General features: G+C 74.5%; 12 protein-coding genes. 4 read left to right on the top strand and 8 right to left on the bottom strand.

Annotation, left to right across the window (positions count from 1 at the left end; translation table 11 throughout):
- Positions 1-94 precede the first annotated feature (94 nt).
- The 4 genes from ACFV0O_RS40445 to ACFV0O_RS40430 all read right to left on the bottom strand — a co-directional run bounded on the left by ACFV0O_RS40445 (position 95) and on the right by ACFV0O_RS40430 (position 5,443).
- On the bottom strand, positions 95-469 hold the full coding sequence (locus tag ACFV0O_RS40445; protein ID WP_350505686.1) for a transglycosylase SLT domain-containing protein: 375 nt from the start codon (positions 467-469) through the stop codon (positions 95-97).
- 639 nt (positions 470-1,108) lie between these two features.
- Positions 1,109-1,408 carry a YidH family protein gene (locus ACFV0O_RS40440; protein ID WP_380349752.1) on the bottom strand — a complete coding sequence of 100 codons (300 nt, stop codon included), beginning with the start codon at positions 1,406-1,408 and terminating at the stop codon, positions 1,109-1,111.
- Between the two features lie 213 nt (positions 1,409-1,621).
- Positions 1,622-3,538 (bottom strand): alkyl/aryl-sulfatase, encoded by a 1,917-nt coding sequence (locus tag ACFV0O_RS40435; protein ID WP_380349749.1) that lies wholly within the window; start codon positions 3,536-3,538, stop codon positions 1,622-1,624.
- Positions 3,539-4,225: 687 nt separating this feature from the next.
- The gene (locus ACFV0O_RS40430) at positions 4,226-5,443 is read right to left on the bottom strand and encodes an alpha/beta hydrolase family protein (RefSeq protein ID WP_380349746.1); all 1,218 of its coding nucleotides are present in this window, start codon (positions 5,441-5,443) and stop codon (positions 4,226-4,228) included.
- 241 nt (positions 5,444-5,684) lie between these two features.
- Between ACFV0O_RS40430 and ACFV0O_RS40425 the strand changes: the two genes are divergently transcribed.
- A complete protein-coding gene (locus ACFV0O_RS40425) occupies positions 5,685-6,242 on the top strand; it encodes a TetR-like C-terminal domain-containing protein (RefSeq protein ID WP_380349743.1) in 558 nt (185 codons plus the stop codon).
- Positions 6,243-6,293: 51 nt separating this feature from the next.
- On the opposite strand, the gene ACFV0O_RS40420 is transcribed toward ACFV0O_RS40425, so the two are convergent.
- Positions 6,294-7,169 (bottom strand): helix-turn-helix domain-containing protein, encoded by an 876-nt coding sequence (locus ACFV0O_RS40420; protein ID WP_380349740.1) that lies wholly within the window; start codon positions 7,167-7,169, stop codon positions 6,294-6,296.
- Between the two features lie 137 nt (positions 7,170-7,306).
- Between ACFV0O_RS40420 and ACFV0O_RS40415 the strand changes: the two genes are divergently transcribed.
- The 3 genes from ACFV0O_RS40415 (at position 7,307) to ACFV0O_RS40405 (ending at position 12,556) form a co-directional block, all read left to right on the top strand.
- A complete protein-coding gene (locus ACFV0O_RS40415) occupies positions 7,307-8,224 on the top strand; it encodes an MBL fold metallo-hydrolase (protein WP_380349737.1) in 918 nt (305 codons plus the stop codon).
- A gap of 61 nt (positions 8,225-8,285) precedes the next feature.
- Positions 8,286-9,761 (top strand): carboxylesterase/lipase family protein, encoded by a 1,476-nt coding sequence (locus tag ACFV0O_RS40410; RefSeq protein ID WP_380349735.1) that lies wholly within the window; start codon positions 8,286-8,288, stop codon positions 9,759-9,761.
- A gap of 383 nt (positions 9,762-10,144) precedes the next feature.
- Entirely contained in the window at positions 10,145-12,556 is a 2,412-nt protein-coding gene (locus ACFV0O_RS40405; protein ID WP_380349732.1) for a GH92 family glycosyl hydrolase, read from the top strand.
- A gap of 81 nt (positions 12,557-12,637) precedes the next feature.
- Here the strand turns inward: ACFV0O_RS40405 and ACFV0O_RS40400 are convergent, their stop codons facing one another.
- From ACFV0O_RS40400 to ACFV0O_RS40390, 3 genes are all read right to left on the bottom strand, one after another.
- A complete protein-coding gene (locus ACFV0O_RS40400; RefSeq protein ID WP_380349729.1) occupies positions 12,638-13,579 on the bottom strand; it encodes a glycoside hydrolase domain-containing protein in 942 nt (313 codons plus the stop codon).
- Positions 13,580-13,757: 178 nt separating this feature from the next.
- Positions 13,758-15,329, bottom strand: a complete 1,572-nt coding sequence (locus tag ACFV0O_RS40395; RefSeq protein ID WP_380349726.1) for a sodium:solute symporter — start codon at positions 15,327-15,329, stop codon at positions 13,758-13,760.
- Positions 15,330-15,741: 412 nt separating this feature from the next.
- Positions 15,742-16,500 (bottom strand): DeoR/GlpR family DNA-binding transcription regulator, encoded by a 759-nt coding sequence (locus ACFV0O_RS40390; protein ID WP_360268614.1) that lies wholly within the window; start codon positions 16,498-16,500, stop codon positions 15,742-15,744.
- Positions 16,501-16,801 lie beyond the last annotated feature (301 nt).

The following is a 16,801-nucleotide window of genomic DNA, read 5'->3' as shown; positions in this document are numbered from 1 at the left end:
GCGCGGGACGGGCCCTCGTGAGTCACCCCGGGGGCACCTGTCCGACCCCCGGGGTGTGGGGACGGGAGGGGATGTGGGGGCCGACGGGGTCGGCTCAGTACCAGTGGTGGTTCTGCCAGAAGGCCCAGGCGGCGTTCGGGCTGCCGTAGCGGGTGTTCATGTAGTCCAGCGCCCACTTGATCTGGGTGGCCGGGTTGGTCTTCCAGTCGGCGCCGGCCGAGGCCATCTTGGAGGCCGGCAGCGCCTGGCCCAGCCCGTAGGAGCCCGAGCTCGGGTTGGTGGCGGTGACGTTCCAGCCCGACTCGTGGGAGATGATCTGGCTGAACGAGGCCAGCTGGTTCGCCGGGACGATCTGGGCGGCGATCGCCTGCGGGGAGGCGGTGGCGGCGTTGGCGGTGGCGGGCAGGACGCCGGCGCCCAGGGCGGTCAGACCGGCGGCACCGGCAAGAATCGCGGCAGAGGTACGCATACGGAGCTTGAAAGCGGGCATGTAGACCAGGACCTCAATCAGGTTGGGCCGCTGTCGCACCCCACCTCGACCGTGGCCGGACAGGGGCCGAACGGGCGTGGGGTGTGACGCGGCGGTTAGCCGCAACCGGCGGGACAGGAGCCGGTGTGGCTGACGACGAATGCCAAGCTGCCAGACCGGATCGGCGCTCGCCAAGACCCCCTCGTTACGATCCGCGGTCGTAGCCGGAGGGGCCGCACGGGTTCGACGTCGGCCCGGCGATCGGGCCGCCCGGGGCGCTCCGACCCGCCCCGGCCTGCGCGAACACTCCCCGCCGCGCCGCGGGGAGTACGCGGCGCCGACAGCACTATCGGCCGTCGTTCCCCTCATCGGCGTGTGAGCGCACTCACCCGCCGGGTCTCGTCGCCGTCACCGACCGGTCCGCCGTCGGCACACCGCGTCAGCGACGGTCGGCCGCCGGGGGTGACCGCCGACACCCCCGGCCGCCGGGCCCCCCGGCCGGCAGGCAGCGGGCAGCGGGCAGTGGCCGGCAAGCAGTGGGCAGCGGCCTGCGGGAAGCGGGCAGCCAAGCCCGGGCCCTCGTCCGGGCCTGGCGGACGGGGTGGAACGGCTGCTGCGTGCCGGAGGCCGTCGGGCCGCTCAGGACGCCAACGCGATGACGGCGACGACGAAGCCTGTGAGGACGAACAAGGCCATGGTGAGCGAGAGCGCGGTGAGGCCGCGGGGCGGCGGGTCGGGAGCGTGGATCCGGGCCTCACGGGTGCGCCACTGCAGGTAGCTCCCGGCGATCACTCCGGCCGCCAGGGCGATCAGGTAGGAGCCCAGCGCCAGGCGCAGTGCGCTCGGCGTGATGTCGGTCAGCCGGACGACGGCGAAGGAGGCGGCGAGCAGGGCCAGCGCGGTCCGGGACCACGCCAGCAGGGTGCGCTCGTTGGCCAGGGCGTTCCGTAGGCCGGGCCCTTCGAGCTCGCGTCGCCTGCGCGCGTCGGACGGGTCCTCGGGCGCGGCGTCCGACCGCGCGGCGTCCGACCGCGCGTCGGTCGGGGCGTCGGGCGGGGCGCCGGGCGGGGCGCCGGCCCCCGAGGGGGCGGCCCCTGGGGGCGTGTCGTCGTGCGCGATGAGCTGCTCCCTCCGTCGGAGCCGGACGGGACCTCAGGGGGTGACGACGGCGAAGCCGGGGTCGGGATCCGTGAGGTAGCCGAGGAGTTCGGTGAACCTGCCCGCGTCCCCGGCGATCCGGGCCCGCCCCCGGGCGACGAGGTCGGCGAGGTCGGCGGCCCCGAGCAGGACGGCCCGCAGGTCGGACTCGCTCAGGGAGATCTCGGCGTCGGGTTCGGCCGCTTCGGGCGTCGCGCCGGTGGTGTGGACGAGGACTCCGTTGCGCAGGCGCAGGTCGACCGGGTCCGCGCCGGGCCGGCTGAAGCGGACGGCGAGGTCGACGTCCCAGCAGCGGGGACCGTCGACCCGGATGGCCAGCGCGTCGAGGAGCTGGTCGAGGGTGAGGGCCGCCAGGAGGTCGGGCGAGCCGGTGGCGGTCGGTGTGCCCACGGGGCCTTTGCGGAGTTCGAGGGCGCCGGTCAGGTAGAAGTTGCGCCAGGTGCCGTTCTCGCTGCCGTAGCCGAGCTGCTCCAGCGCGTCGGCCTGCAGGTGGCGGGCCTCGGTGTTGCCGGGGTCGGCGAAGACCACGTGGTTGACGACCTGCGCGACCCAGCGGAAGTCGCCGGCGGCGAAGGAGTCGCGGGCACGGCGCAGGACGTGTTCGGGCCCGCCCATGAAGTCGACGTACCGCTTCGCGGCCTCGACGGGCGGGTGCTCCCACAGGTGCGCGGGGTTGCCGTCGAACCAGCCCAGGTAGTGCTGGTAGACCACCTTGACGTTGTGGCTGACCGAGCCGTAGTAGCCGTGGGTGTGCCAGGCCCGCTCCAGGGCCGGCGGCATCTCGATCGTCTCGGCGATCTCCAGCGGCGTCAGGCCCTGGTTGAGCATCCGCAGCGTCTGGTCGTGCAGGTAGGCGTACAGGTCGCGCTGCTCGGTCAGGAACGCCAGGACGCGTTCGCGGCCCCGGACCGGCCAGTGGTGGGAGGCGAACACCACGTCGACGGAGTCCGCGAACAGGGCGACGGCCTCGGTGAGGTAGTGCGCCCACACGTGCGGGTTGCGGACCTGCGCGCCGCGCAGCGTGAGCAGGTTGTGCAGGTTGTGCGTGGCGTTCTCCGCCATGCACAGGGCCGCCCGGTCGGGCAGGTGGACGTTGAGTTCGGCCGGGGCCTCGGTGCCGGGGGTGAGGTGGAACACCATCCGGATGCCGTCGACGGTCTCGCTCTGCCCGGTGCGGGTGACGTCCAGCGTCGGCGGGATCAGTCCGGCGGACCCGGTGGAGGTGGTCTGGCCGAGCCCGGCACCGACCTGGCCGCGCTTCCCCTTGGGCAGCGCCGCGCCGTACATGTACGCGGCCCGGCGGGCCATGGCCGGCCCGGCGTAGACGTTCTCGCTGACGGCGTGCTCCAGGAAGCGTTCGGGAGCGATCACCGGCACCCCGCCGGCGACGTCCTCCTCACTGATCACCCCCCGGACACCGCCGAAGTGGTCGATGTGGCTGTGCGTGTACAGCACGGCGGTGACCGGGCGGTCGCCGCGGTGGCGCCGGTACAGGGCCAGGGCGGCCGCGGCCGTCTCGGCGCTGATCAGCGGGTCGATCACCAGGACCCCGCGGTCGCCCTCCACGAGGGTCATGTTCGACAGGTCGAAGCCGCGCACCTGGTAGACGCCCTCGGTGACCTCGTACAGGCCGTGCCGCGCCGCCAGCCGGGACTGCCGCCACAGGCTGGGGTTGGCGGTCTCCGGGCAGTCCTCGTCGAGGAACCCGTAGGCGTCCGGCTCCCACACGCCGCCGTTGCCGTCGCGCACCACGGTGTCCCCGGCGGTGGCGACGAAGCCCCGGTCGGCGTCCTCGAAGTCCTGACGGTCCTCGAAGGGGAACCGCGCGCGCACCGCGGCGTTGCCCGCGGCGATGCTCGGTTCGGCCGCTTTGGACTCCGTGGACCCGGTGGACCCCGTGGACTCTGCCATGCTGGTCTCCCTCGCGGTGGGGCGCGCCCGGCCCCTCGCCCCGCCGCTCACGACGCGGCCCCTGCCACGCTTCCCCAGGGCCACGGAGCGGGCCACCGCCGTGAGCCGTCCGGGGGACGGCCGGAGGACGGCCGGGCCGTCCGTGGCCGACGCCCCTCCACCAGGGGGAATCCCCATCGGGTCTCGGCGCCGTCCCGGGCTCTCCGGACCGTACGTGCTTCGGCGCCCGAACCACCGACTGCTCCGGGGAGATGCCGTCGGACTCGCCCGGATCGCCGTCGGACACGACCGCGATCAGCAGTTCGCGTCCGTCGACGTCCGGATGCTCGACCGACCACCCGCACCGCCCTTGCCGGCGCCGGCCACCGCGGCAAGCCCCCGGGACTCACCACCTCGGGCCGGCCGCATACGCCACGGCCGGGCGGCGGCGGAGAACCGACGTGGTCAGGACGGCCCCTGAAGTGGCCGACCGAGGACGGGTCCTGCGCAGCACGACGGTTCCGCCTTCGTCGGCGGCCCGGGATCGGGCCGGTACGGGAGGGACCTCGGGCAGCGCGGGTGGGCGGGCGGTCGACGGTCCGAGCAGCCAGGCGCCGACCCACCGTCGGCCCCACCGCCGGGCTCCGACCCACCGGCCCGCCCCGGCCGTGCGGCGCCCGCGTCAGGCTGCGGACCGGCCCCCCGGGGTCAGGCTGCGGGGCCGGCTGCCGGGGTCAGGGTGGTGTCGAGCCAGTCGAAGGTGACCTGCTGGAAGCGGGACATCGCTCCCATGTGGCAGTGCTCGCCCGCACCCTCGGCCTCGGGGAGGGTGATCAGGATGTGCGGGCAGGTCAGTGCGGCCCGGACGCGCTGGGGCTGGCCGCGGAAGAACTGGTCGTCCTCGGCGTCGAGGACGAGGGTGGGGCAGTCGATGAGGTGGGCGACGCCGTCGAGGGTGTAGGCGGCGGTGCGGCGGATGTAGTCCGCGACGGAGTCGGCTCCGAAGACCCACACGCCGTTGCGCAGGGCCCAGCGGAGCTGGGTGCTGCCCTGCATGAGCAGGCCCGCGACGGGGTTGGCGAGGTCGTCGCGCCCAGCCTCGATCCACTCCCGCAGGAACGGCGGCATGACGCGGGTGTGGGCGTCGTGGTAGTCGTAGAGGCCGTCGTCCAGGACCAGGGCGGCCAGGCGGTGTTCGTGGGCGGCGGCGCGGGCGGTGAGGTAGCCGCCGAGGCTGTAGCCGAGCAGCGCAAGCCGGTCGGGGTCGACCTCGGGACGGGTGAGCGCGTAGTCGACCACCGGGGTGACCACGGCCTCCCAGTCCGGACGGAGGACGAGTCCCTGCTCGCGCAGCGCCGCGCCCTGGCCGGGCCCGTCGTAGGCCAGCACGTTGTAGCCGCGCCGCAGCGCGGCTGCGCCGATGACGAAGTAGGCCTCCTCCAGGGTGGAGTCGAAGCCGCTGGTGAAGACGACGGTCGGGCGGGGGGTGCCGGAGTCGTCGACGAGGAAGAGGTACCCGGGCAGGCTGGTGTCCTCGTAGGGGATGCGGACGGCTTCGACGGGGGTGTCCATCAGCGAGGCGGCCGTCGCGAAGGTCTCGCGGGACAGCGTGGAGAGCGTCTTGGCCTCGGGGTCGTGGGCGGGGTCGTCGCGGCGGTAGAACTCGGCGGTGCGGTAGTAGTTCGAGGCGCGCAGCAGGGCTTCGCGGGCGCTGACCCGGTGGCCGGCCGTGAGGGCGCGGGTGCCGATGGCGTGGACGCGCTGCGCGGTCTTCTTCCACTCGCGCAGCCAGGCCTCCTCGTCGCCCTCGGCGATGTTGCGGACGGTGGTCAGGACCTCGCCCAGGTCGGCGCCGCCGTCGTTGGCGAAGCCGGCCGCGCGCAGCGCCTCGAAGGAGAACGACTCGTCCTCGTACAGGAATCGCATGGTGCACCCCAGACCGTTTGCCGAGACGGAACGGTTCCGTCTCGCCTTCGGGAACGACGATAGTCCGCACCTACCCGAGACGCAACCGTTCCGCCTCGTGTAGCTTCGGGGCATGCCCAGCTCCCCCGCCCCCCGGCCGTCCTCCTCCGCCCCCGCACCCACGTCGCCCCCCGCGCCCGCCCCTTCCGGGCCCCCGTCGGCCCCCGCGCCCGCCCCCGGGCGACGGCTCCCCGGAGGACCCGTGCTCCAGGACTCCGTGACCGAGGCGATCGCCACCGCCTTCTTCGAGGAACTGGCGTCGTCCGGCTACGCGCGGCTCTCCCTGGAAGCCGTCGCGAAGCGCGCCGGCGCCGGCAAGGCGGCCATCTACCGCCGCTGGGCGTCCAAGCTGGAGATGACCGTCGACCTGGTCTCCGCCGTCGCCGCCGACGCCTCCGGCAGCGCCGACACCGGGACCCTGCGCGGCGACGTCCTCGCCTTCCTCACCGAGGTCGCCGATGCACTGAACCAGCGGCTCCCGGCGAGGATCATCCCCGACCTGATCGCCGAGGGCGGCCGCAACCCCGAACTCGCCGGAGCGCTCTTCACCACCGTCCGCGACACCCGCCGGGCCAAGGCCGCACAGCTCCTGGAACGGGCCGTCGCACGCGGCGAACTCCCCGCCGACGTCGACCGCGAACTCGCGCTCGACTTCCTCGCCGGCCCCCTCTACTGGCGCCTCGCGGTCATCCACACCCCGACCGCCCCCGACTACCTCGACCGGCTCGCCGACAAGCTCCTCGCCGCCTTCAGCGCCTGAGTCCCCCGCCGGGCACGGCGCCCCGGGCTGCCCGCACCCGCCCCCTCCCCGTCACACCCGCATCCGGGTGGGCAGGAAGCCGCCCGCCCGGCCGAGGAGGGCGACGGCCGCTTCGGAGGGGGAACCGGCGGAGGTGGTGCACACGACGAGCGCCTGGCCCGGTGCCGGGGCGATCGGCAGCGACTGCTGGGTCACCGTCAGCGCGCCGACCGCGGGGTGGTGCAGCCGGTGGGCGCCCCGAGCGCACGGCGCCACCCGGTGGTCACCCCAGAGGGCGACGAACTCCGGGCTCCGCATGGTCAGTTCGCCGATCAGCCCGGCGAGCAGCGGGTCCTCCGGGTACCGGCCGACGGCGGTGCGCAGACTGCCGACCACCGCGCGCGCCTTGGGCCGCCAGTCCGCGTACAACTCCCGGGTGTGCGCGTCCAGGAAGAGCATCCTGGTCAGGTTCGGTCGCCGCGCCGGGTCGTCCGGGCCGTGGGGGTCCACGTGGCCGGCCAGCAGGGCGTGCCCGAGGGTGTTCCACGCCAGTACGTCCGTGCGGCGGCCGAGCACCAGCGCCGGAACACCGTCGACGGCACGCAGGAGGTCGAGCGTCGCGTCCTCGACCCGCTCGGGCCGCGGCCGGCGCACCCGGGGCGCGCGGCGGGTGACGGCGGCGATCCGATCGAGGTGCTCCCGCTCGTGATCGTCCAGCAGGAGGGCGCGGGAGAGCGCGTCGAGCACCTCGGCCGAGGCGCCGCGGGACAGGCCCTGTTCCAGCCGGGTGTAGTACGAGACGCTGACGCCCGCGAGTTGGGCCACCTCCTCGCGCCGGAGCCCGGCCACCCGTCTGCGGGGCCCGAGTTCGCGCAGGCCGACGTCCGCGGGCCGCAGCCGCGTGCGTCGGGCTCGGAGGAAGGCGCCGAGGGGGCCGGGTCCGCTCATCCCCCCAGTATTCGGTGGGCGGCGGGCTCCCTGCCACACCCTGCGAGGGGTAGGACGAGCCGGGTCTGGCGGCTGCCGGAGGCGGGGCCCAGGCTCGGTCCCAGGCGGCGCCGTGCCGCGGACCGACGGAGGGCCCCATGGAGCACCACCCCGAGCAGATCGTCCTCGGCGACGTCACCGTCACCAGGATCAAGGAGTACTACGGCACCGCCGGGCTGTCCCCCGACCGGTTCTTCCCGGACAGCCCGGCCGGCTCCTGGGAGCAGCAGCACGACTGGCCGGCCGCCGACTTCCGGGACCCGTCGACGGGCGAGTGCCGAACGGCGATCCAGTCCTGGCTGCTGCGCAGCGAGGGACGCACCGTCCTGGTCGACACCGGGGCGGGCAACCACAAGGACCGGCCCCACGCCCCGGCGTGGCACCGCCTGGACACCGACTACCTCGACAACCTCGCCGCCGCCGGGGTGCGGCCCGAGGACGTCGACCTCGTGGTCAACACCCACCTGCACGTCGACCACGTCGGCTGGAACACCCGCCTCGACGGCCGGGACTGGGTGCCGACCTTCCCCAACGCCACCTACCTGATGACCCGGCGGGACCACGAGTTCTGGGACCCGGCCAACGGACACCGGAGCGTACTCGGCCGGGGCAACCAGAACGTCTTCGAGGACAGCGTCGCACCGGTCCACCGGGCCGGACTCACCCACCTGTGGGACGGGACGTACCGGATCGACCGCAACCTGCGGCTCGACCTCGCCCCCGGGCACACCCCGGGCTCGTCCGTGCTCACCCTGGAGTCCGGCGGCGAACAGGCCCTGTTCGTCGGGGACCTGGTGCACACCGCGCTCCAGATCGCCGAACCCGACACCAACTCCTGCTTCTGCGAGGACCCGGCGCAGTCCCGCGCCACCCGGCGCGAGCTGCTGGGCCGCGCCGCCGACCACCACGCACTCGTCTTCCCTGCGCACTTCGGCGGCCGGGGAGCCCTGCGGGTCACCCGGAACGGGTTGAGGTTCGCGATCGGGGAGTGGGCGGGGTTCTCGCGCATCCGCTGAACGCCCGCGTCCCGCCCCTCCCCCGCTACGACGCCCGACTCCGAGAGAAAGCCGCTCCCCCATGCCCCGACAGGCAGATCCGGTCGTCCACACCCCGGCGGGAGCCGTGCGCGGCGTCCGCACCGCGTCCGGCGAGCGCTACCGCGCCGTCCCCTACGCGGCGGCGCCGGCCGGCGCCGGCCGCTTCGCCCCACCCGCGCCGCACCCGGGCTGGTCCGGTGTCCGTGACGGCACCCGTCCGTCACCCACGGCTCCGCAGCCGGTCCGTGACTTCGGGCGGCTCGACCTGCGCCCCTACTTCGGGCCGGGCTGGGCGCCCGGTGCGGAGTACCTGACGGTCGACGTCCACACGCCCGCCGCCGACGGCGGCGGCCGCCCGGTCATGGTCTTCGTACACGGCGGCGGGTTCGTCGCCGGATCGAACCGCGCCGCCCTCTACGACGGCAGCGCGTTCGCCCGCGACGGCGTCGTCCTGGTGACGGTCAACTACCGCCTCGGCATCCCCGGGTTCCTCGACCTGCCGGGCGCTCCGGCGAACCGCGGCCTGCTGGACGTGCTCGCCGCGCTCGGCTGGGTGCGCGACACGATCGCGGCCTTCGGCGGCGCCCCCGGGAACGTCACGGTCTTCGGCGAATCCGCGGGCGCCACGCTCACCTGCGCGCTGCTCGCGACCCCGCAGGCCGTCGGCCTGTTCCGGCGGGCCGTCGTCCAGAGCGGCAGCGGCACCGGCGCGTTCACCCCCGAGCAGGCACGACGGGTCACCGCCGCCGCGGCCGCGGCGCTCGGCGTCGAGCCGACCCCGGAGGCGTTCGCCCCGATCCCGGACGAGCGCCTCGTGGCCGTCCTCCCCTCGCTCACCGGCCTCGATCTGCGCACCGCCACCGCCACGGACCCCCTGGCCGGGCTCAGCCCGCTCGGTCCGGTCCTGCCGGTCCAGCCCGCGGACGCCCTCGCCGCCGGCCCGGCCGCCGACGTCGACCTGCTCATCGGCACCAACGCCGAGGAGGCGAACCTCTACCTGACACCGCAGGACGGACCGGACTCCGTCACGGAGGCCGAGGCCCACGCCGTCGCCGCCCGGCTGCTGGCGGACCCGGCGCCCGTCATCGCCGCCCACCGCGCGGCACGGCCGGGCGGCACACCGGGCGAACTGCACTCCGCCGTCCTCGCGCACGCCCTCTTCGAGGCCGGGACGACCCGCCTGGCGGACGCCCACGCCCGGATCTCCGGCGGCCGCACGTACCGCTACTCCTTCCGGTACCGCTCGACAGCCCTGGACGGGCGGCTCGGCGCCGCCCACACCGTCGAGCTGCCCTTCGTGTTCGACCTCGCCGACGAGCCCTGGCTGCACGGAACCGCCGGACTGCTCGGCCCCGACCCCGCCCCGGCCGCCCTCGCCGCCCGCGTCCACGGCGCCTGGGTCGCGTTCGCCGGGACGGGGAACCCGGGGTGGGCCCGGTACGACCCGCGTCGCCCCGTGGCGGAGGTGCTGGACGGGCCCTGCGACCTCGCCGGCCTCCACCCTCTCGGCGGCTGAACGGCCTTACCGCGCAGGCGGCCTGTCCGCGGCCGGAGCAACCGTCCTCGCCCCGCGTCCGGCCGCGGCGGGGTGCCGTCAGGGATGGGGAGCCCCGCCGTCGAGCAGCCGGGCGCCGCACCCGTCCCGGTCGAGACGCCGGCCCGCCGGGCGCAGCGCCCGCATCGACCCGGGAGCCGGCGGGCGGGACCCCCAAGTCCGTTGTCACACCAGGTCCTTGCACATCAGGGCGCACGTCGTCCTCCCCTACCGCCGGAGCGACGGGCGCGGGCGCGCGGACCGCCCTCCCCGGGGACACGCCGCCCGGCGCTGCCCGGTCCGGGGTCCGCACGCCGCCACAATGCCCTGACGGACAGTCATCCAGGTGCCTTCGGGAGGTCGCCGTGTTCCGTCTCCGTTCCCTCGCACGGGCCGGGGTCGTGCTGCTGCTCGGGGCCACGATGCTGACGGCCGGGCCGGGCCCGCGCGGAGCGGCTGCGGCGGGCCCGGCGGCCGGGCGGCGCCCGGCCCACGTGGTGGTCGACGACCCTGCGGGCTACGTGAACCCGTATGTCGGCACCCGGGCGGACGCCCCGGACCGGGGTCACGGCGGCGGCGCCGGCAACACCTTCCCCGGCGCGTCGGCACCGTTCGGCATGATGCAGTGGAGCCCGGACACCGTCACCTACCAGCACGGCGGTTACACCTACGACGACCCTCGGCTGAGCGGCCTCAGCCTCACCCACATCTCCGGCGCGGGCTGCGGCGACTACGGCACCACCCCGTTCATGCCCGTCCTGGACGGCACGCCGACGGCGTCCTCCGCGTTCTCGCACTCCGACGAGCGCGTCGCGCCCGGCGCGTACGGTGTCACCCTCGACAACGGCATCGGCATCGACCTGGCCGTCACCCAGCGGTCAGGCATCGCCCGCTTCACCTATCCGGCCGGACACACCGCCTCCCTCACCGTCGACGCGGGCCGGGCCTTCAACGAGGCGTCGGGCGAGCTCACCGTCACGGGAAACACCCTCTCCGGGTACACCGACGGCGGCGGCTTCTGCGGCACGTCCAACCGCTACCGGGTCTACTTCCACGCCGAGTTCGACCGCCCCTTCCGTCGCGTCGACACCGGGAGCCTCCCGCCCGACTCCCCCGACTCCCTCGACTCCGGCGGCTCCGGCGGCTCCGGCGGCTCCACCGTCTCCGGCAGCTCCGGCGGCGCGCCCGACGCCAAGGCGGTGCTCTCCTTCGACACCGGCCCCGACCACGCGGTCACCGCCCGGGTCGGGATCTCCTTCGTCAGCGCCGACGGCGCCCGTGCCAATCTGGCGGACGAACAGCGCGGCGCCGGGCTGGCGGAGGTGCGCGCCCGCACCCGCGCACGGTGGAACGACCTACTGGGCCGCATCGCCGTGGCCGGTGGCACCGCACCCCAACGGCGCGTGCTCTACACCGCGCTGTACCACGCGCTGCTGCACCCGAGCGTGTTCAGCGACACCGACGGCCGCTACCCGGGCTTCGACGGGCGGCTCCGCAACGCCCGCCCCGGGAGCGCCCAGTACGCCGACTTCTCCGGCTGGGACGTCTACCGCTCCCAGATCCAGCTGATCGCGCTGATCGCCCCCGACGAGGCCGCCGACATCGCGCAATCCATCACCGACCAGGGCGTCTCGGCCGGCTACTTCGACCGCTGGACGCTGGCCAACGGCGGCACCGGCATCATGGTCGGCGACCCGTTGCCGACCATGGCCGCCACCGTGCACGCCTTCGGCGCCACCGGCTTCGACGCCGCCCTGCTGCTGCGGCTGGCCCGGCAGGGCAGGGACGACCCGCGCCAGCGGCCCGGCCACGAGGCCTACGACACGGCGGGGTTCGTTCCGGCGGGCACCAGCGGGCCGGGCGCGTCCATGACGCTGGAGTACGCCACCACGGACTTCGCGCTCGCCCAACTGGCCGCCCGTCTCGGGGAGTCCGCCGCCCGTGACGACCTGCTGCGACGCTCGGCGAACTGGCGCAACGTCTTCAACGGCACCAGCCGCTACGTCCAGCCCCGCGACGCGGACGGCACCTGGCCCGCCTTCGGCCCCGAGCAGCCCGACGACTTCGCCGAGGGGAACTCCGCCCAGTACACCTGGATGGTGCCGCACGACCAGCACGGACTGATCGACGCGATGGGCGGCGGCGCGGCCGCCGTGGACCGGCTCGACACCTTCTTCACCGAGCTCAACGCCGGCTCCCGCCTGCCCTACGCCTACCTCGGCAACGAGCCCTCCCTGAACACCCCCTGGGCGTACGCCTACGCGGGCCGGCCCGACCGTACCCAGGACGTGGTCCGGCGCGCCCTGACCACCCTGTTCACCGACGCCCCCGGGGGCGAGCCGGGCAACGACGACCTCGGCCAGATGTCCTCCTGGGCGGTGTGGGCGGCGCTGGGCCTCTACCCGCAGGTACCGGGCCGGGCCGAACTCGTCCTCGCCAGCCCGCAGTTCCCCGCCGTGACGGTGTACCGGGGCAGCGGCCCCACCATCGACATCACCGCCCCGGGCGCTTCCGATACCGTCCGGTACGTCCACGCGCTGGAGACCGACGGCCGCCCCAGTGGGCGTCCCTGGGTGAGCGAGGACTTCGTCCGCCGCGGGGGGACCCTCGCCTTCACCCTCGCCGACACCCCCGACCCCGCCTGGGGCAGCGACCCGGCGGACGCACCGCCGTCCTTCCCGCCGACGCCGACGCCGGTTCCGACGCCGGTTCCGACGCCGACGCCGGTTCCGACCCCGGCCTCGACCCCGGCACACCGGCCCGGCGGCACGGGGTGAGCCGACGGCCGCGCGGCCCGCGGGGCCACGGCGACGGGGGCGGGGCCGGTGCGGACACGGCCCCGCCGGCGCCTGCGGGGGTCAGGAACCGCCCGCGACCGGGCCGTCGATCTGGTCGCGGTCGATGTTGAGGGTCACCCCGCCGTACGTCTCGTTGGCGCTGCCCCGGTACTGGTGGATCCGCTGACCGGCCCACAGGTCCTCGGGCAGTCCGGCCTGGCCGGTGGTGCTGGCCTTTCCGTCCCAGCGGGCGTACCAGAGCGCGTCCGGCAGCGGGGTGCGCCCGTCCTGGGCGGCGGCGACGATGTCCGCGACACCCGAGTTCATGCTGGAGTAGAAGCCCGACCGGTACCCGGCCTCGTGCAGGGCCCTGGTCCAGCCGGCGGTGAAGTCGACCACCGCCCGGCTGCACACCTCGTCACCCGTCGGGTACCCCTCCATGTCGAGGTACACGGGACTGCCCTGTCCCAGCCCGAGCGCCTGCAGCGCCGCCACCGCGTCGCCCGCCTCCTGCTCGCCCTGCTCGTCGGCCCGGCCCGGGTCGATCCGCAGCGGCTTGTCCGCTCGCTCGGCGCAGGGCGCCTGGAGCCCGACGTGGGTGGGCACCAGCTCCCACCCCATGGCACGGACCCCGGCGACCCACTGCGGCGTCAGCCGGTCCTGCTTGCAGCCGCGCTGGCCGCCGCTGCTGTAGATGTTGACCGCGCCGTACGGCGAGGCGGTCCACCAGACGGACATGGCCTCCAGCGGCGGCGCCGAGCAGGCGTCGAACCCGGGCCCCTGGAACCGGTACTCCGGCAACGGCTCGTCCGGCGACGGCGTGCCCGGGCGCGGTTGCTCCGGTCCCGGTCCGGTGGGAAGCCACGGGACGGAGGGCCCGATGCCCGGCACGAAACCCGGTCCGGCAACGGGTGCGGGCCGGGTGGCGGGCCCCCGCGCGGCGGGGGCGAGCCCGTGGGCGGTACCGGGAAGCATGACCAGCACGGCCGCCGCGAGAAGGGCGGCCAGGGATGAGAGGCGCATCTCCCCGTTCTAGCCACGGCCCGCGGCCTCCCTCGTCACGCCGGCGCCGTGGCGGACCCGTTCACCCGCATTCGTGACACCCCGGCCCCCGAACGGGGGCGCGGCAGCGGCCGCCGGTCCTGTGCCTGCCCCCAGACGTGGGGCCGTCAGACCTGGAGGCCGTCAGACCTGGAGGCCGTCAGTCCTGTGCGGCGGCGGCCTCGGGGCGACCGGCTGCGGCGACGGGCCGTACCGAGCCCTCGGGGACGCGCGGGCTGCCGGGGGCGCGGTGGAACAGGCTGCACAGGCCGCCGACCGCCAGGGTGACCACCACTCCGACGGGGACCAGCCACTGCGCCGCGATGGCGGTGGGAACGGTCCCCGCGGCCGTGGTCACGTCGATCTTCACCCCGCGCACGACGTAGGTCATCACCGCGACCGTGATCACGAACGCGAGGACGGAGTCGGCCTCGTTGGCACGCCGCACGAGACGCCCGAGCAGGAAGGCCCCGAGCAGTGCGCCGTAGGTGTAGCCGGCGATGGTGAGGCCGGTGAGGTAGACGTTGCCGGTGCTGGTGCTGAAGGCACAGGCGAAGACGGCCATCAGCACGGCCCACACCAGCGTCATCACGCGGGCGAGCCGGAGGAGGAACTCCTCGGAGGGCGCGCCCCGGAAGAAGCTGTGGACGATGTCGGCGACCGTCGAGTTCGACATGGAGTTCAGGGCCGAGGACAGTGAGCCCATCGCGGCGCCGAGGATGCCGGCGACGAGCAGGCCGGAGACCACCACGGGCAGTCCGTGCAGGACGAAGTCCGGGTAGAGGTTGTCGGAGCTGCCCAGTCCGAGGTCCTTGAAGCTCCTGCCGTCGTTGTAGGCCCACAGCAGGGCGCCGACGAGGGAGAACGCGGCGAACTGGACGGTGACGAACACGCCGGAGGCGATCATCGCCTTCTGACCGTCGCGCAGGGTCCTGGTGGCGAGGACGCGCTGAACGATGAGCTGGTCGGATCCGTGACTGGCCATGGCGAAGATCGCACCGCCGATGATCGCGGTCGGCAGGGCGAACGGGCTGGTGAGGATGTGGGCGAGGCCGAAGTCGGTGTCGAAGAGCCTGAACCGGCCGGCGCCCAGGGCCCGCGTGTAGCCGTCGGCGCCGACGTGGCCGGACAGCACCGCGATGGCGAGGAGGGCGCCGCCGAGGTAGAGGCCCATCTGGACGGCGTCGGTCCAGATGACGGCCCGGATGCCGCCGAGATAGGTGTAGACGACGGTGATCAGCGTCAGCACGACGATGATGGTGCGGTAGCCGGTGTGCACGCCGAACTCGCCGAGCAGCAGCCTGATCGGGATCGCCGAGGCGAACAGGCGCACGCCCTCGGCGAGGAGCCGGGTGACGACGAACGTCACCGAGGCCAGCCCCTGGAGCCTGGGGCCGAACCGGCTGCCCAGGTACTGGTAGGCGCTGACGAAACCGCCGCGCTTGTACAGCGGGATCAGCGCGGTGGCCACGACCACGCGGCCGATGACGTAGCCCAGGGCGAGCTCGACGTTCCCGAAGCCCTGCCCCCCGTAGGCGCCGCCCGGCACGCTGATGACGGTCAGCACACTGGTCTCGGTGGCCACGACGGAGAACGACACCGCCCACCACGGCATGTGGCCCTCGCCGACGAAGTAGTCCCTCGCCGTGCGCTGGCGGCCCGCCAGCCGCAGACCGAGCACCGCGACGGCGATCAGGTAGACCACGACCACGACGAGATCGAGTTGACGCATGCTCACTCTCCTCAACGACGAGCGGGGGCTGAGGCCGGGGCCAGGGGCCGGGACGGCGGGCCGGGACGGTCCCACCTCCGGGCAGCGACCACCCACCGGCCCCGCCCGGACTTGCCTGTGATGTCTCCCCACACGACCCCGACGGCACACCCCGACCACCCTCGGCAAGCCCCTCCCCCGCGCCGCACGGTCCGCCGTCCGGCCCCCGGGATCGCCGCGCCCGGCGGGCCGGACACAGGGCATCGCACACGTCGCCGACGGGGTGGTCCGCCGGGTCGCGGCCCGACCGCCCGGCAGGGTTGCGCCGGTCCGCCGCCACCGGGCCTCGCCCGACCACCGTCCAGCGGCCGGCCCTCCCCCGGCAGCCGTGCCGGCCGGGCGGACCGGGTCAGGTGTCGGACCGCGCCTCGGGTCAGGCCCGGTGGATGCGCACGCCGCAGTCGGCGACGGCCCGCTCGTGGGCCTCGGTGAGTTCGTCGTCCGTGACCAGGTCGTGGACGTCGGACAGCGGGCAGATCGAGGCGAAGGTGACCCGGCCCACCTTGGTGCTGTCCGCCAGTACCACCGAGCGCGCGCTGCGCCGCAGGAAGGCCCGGTCGGTCTGCGCCTCCATCTCGTCGTGCGTGGTGCAGCCCTCCTGCGCCGTCAGGCCGTCCACCCCGATGAACGCCACGTCGAAGTGGTACTGCGTGAGCATCCGGTCCGCGGCCGGGCCGACCAGCTCGTAGCTTGCCGATCGGGCCAGTCCGCCGATCACCACCAGCCGGACCTCGGGGCGCACGATCAGCTCCGCGGCGATGTTCACGGCGTTGGTCACCACCGTGAGTCCGCCCCGCTCGCCCAGCACACGGGCCAGCTCCGTCGCGGTCGTGCCACCGGTCAGCCCCACCACGGCGCCGTCCGGCACCAACTCGGCTGCCGCCCGGGCGATCCGCCGCTTCTCCTCCTGCCGCGTCCCGCTGCGGTGCCGCAGCGGCAGCTCCAGGTTCACGGCCCCGGTCACCGCGCCTCCGCGCGTGCGCTGCAACAACCCCTGCTCGTGCAGCTCCTGCAGGTCCCGCCGCACCGTCGCACCCGACACGCCCAGCAGCTCGGAGAGCACGTGCACATCCGCACTGCCCACCTCGCCGATGTGGGACAGGATCAGGGTCGCGCGATCAGCTTTGAGCATGGCGGGATTCTAGCGGCACCACCGGGACGACTGCCCGACCTGGAGGTATTCCTGGCATCGGGCACAAGGCGCCGCAGGCATCCGACTGTTCAGAGATGAGTACAATCGCCGGACTTCAATCATCAATACGCGGCCTTGCGCAACCCGGCCGCGCGGCCACGCACCGAAGGGTGATCCCATCCCATGACCGCGGAGGACCGTACCGTCCTGGCCGGCGCCCGACTCGTGCTGCCCGGCGGTGTCGTGGAGGACCACCGCCTCGTCGTCGAGGGAGACCGGATCCGCGCCGTCACGAACGGCA

It is taken from the genome of Kitasatospora sp. NPDC059577 (assembly GCF_042735475.1).
Lineage (GTDB): Bacteria > Actinomycetota > Actinomycetes > Streptomycetales > Streptomycetaceae > Kitasatospora.
Note: the sequence above shows the minus strand (reverse complement) of the source record. Positions and strands in the feature narration are given on the sequence as shown.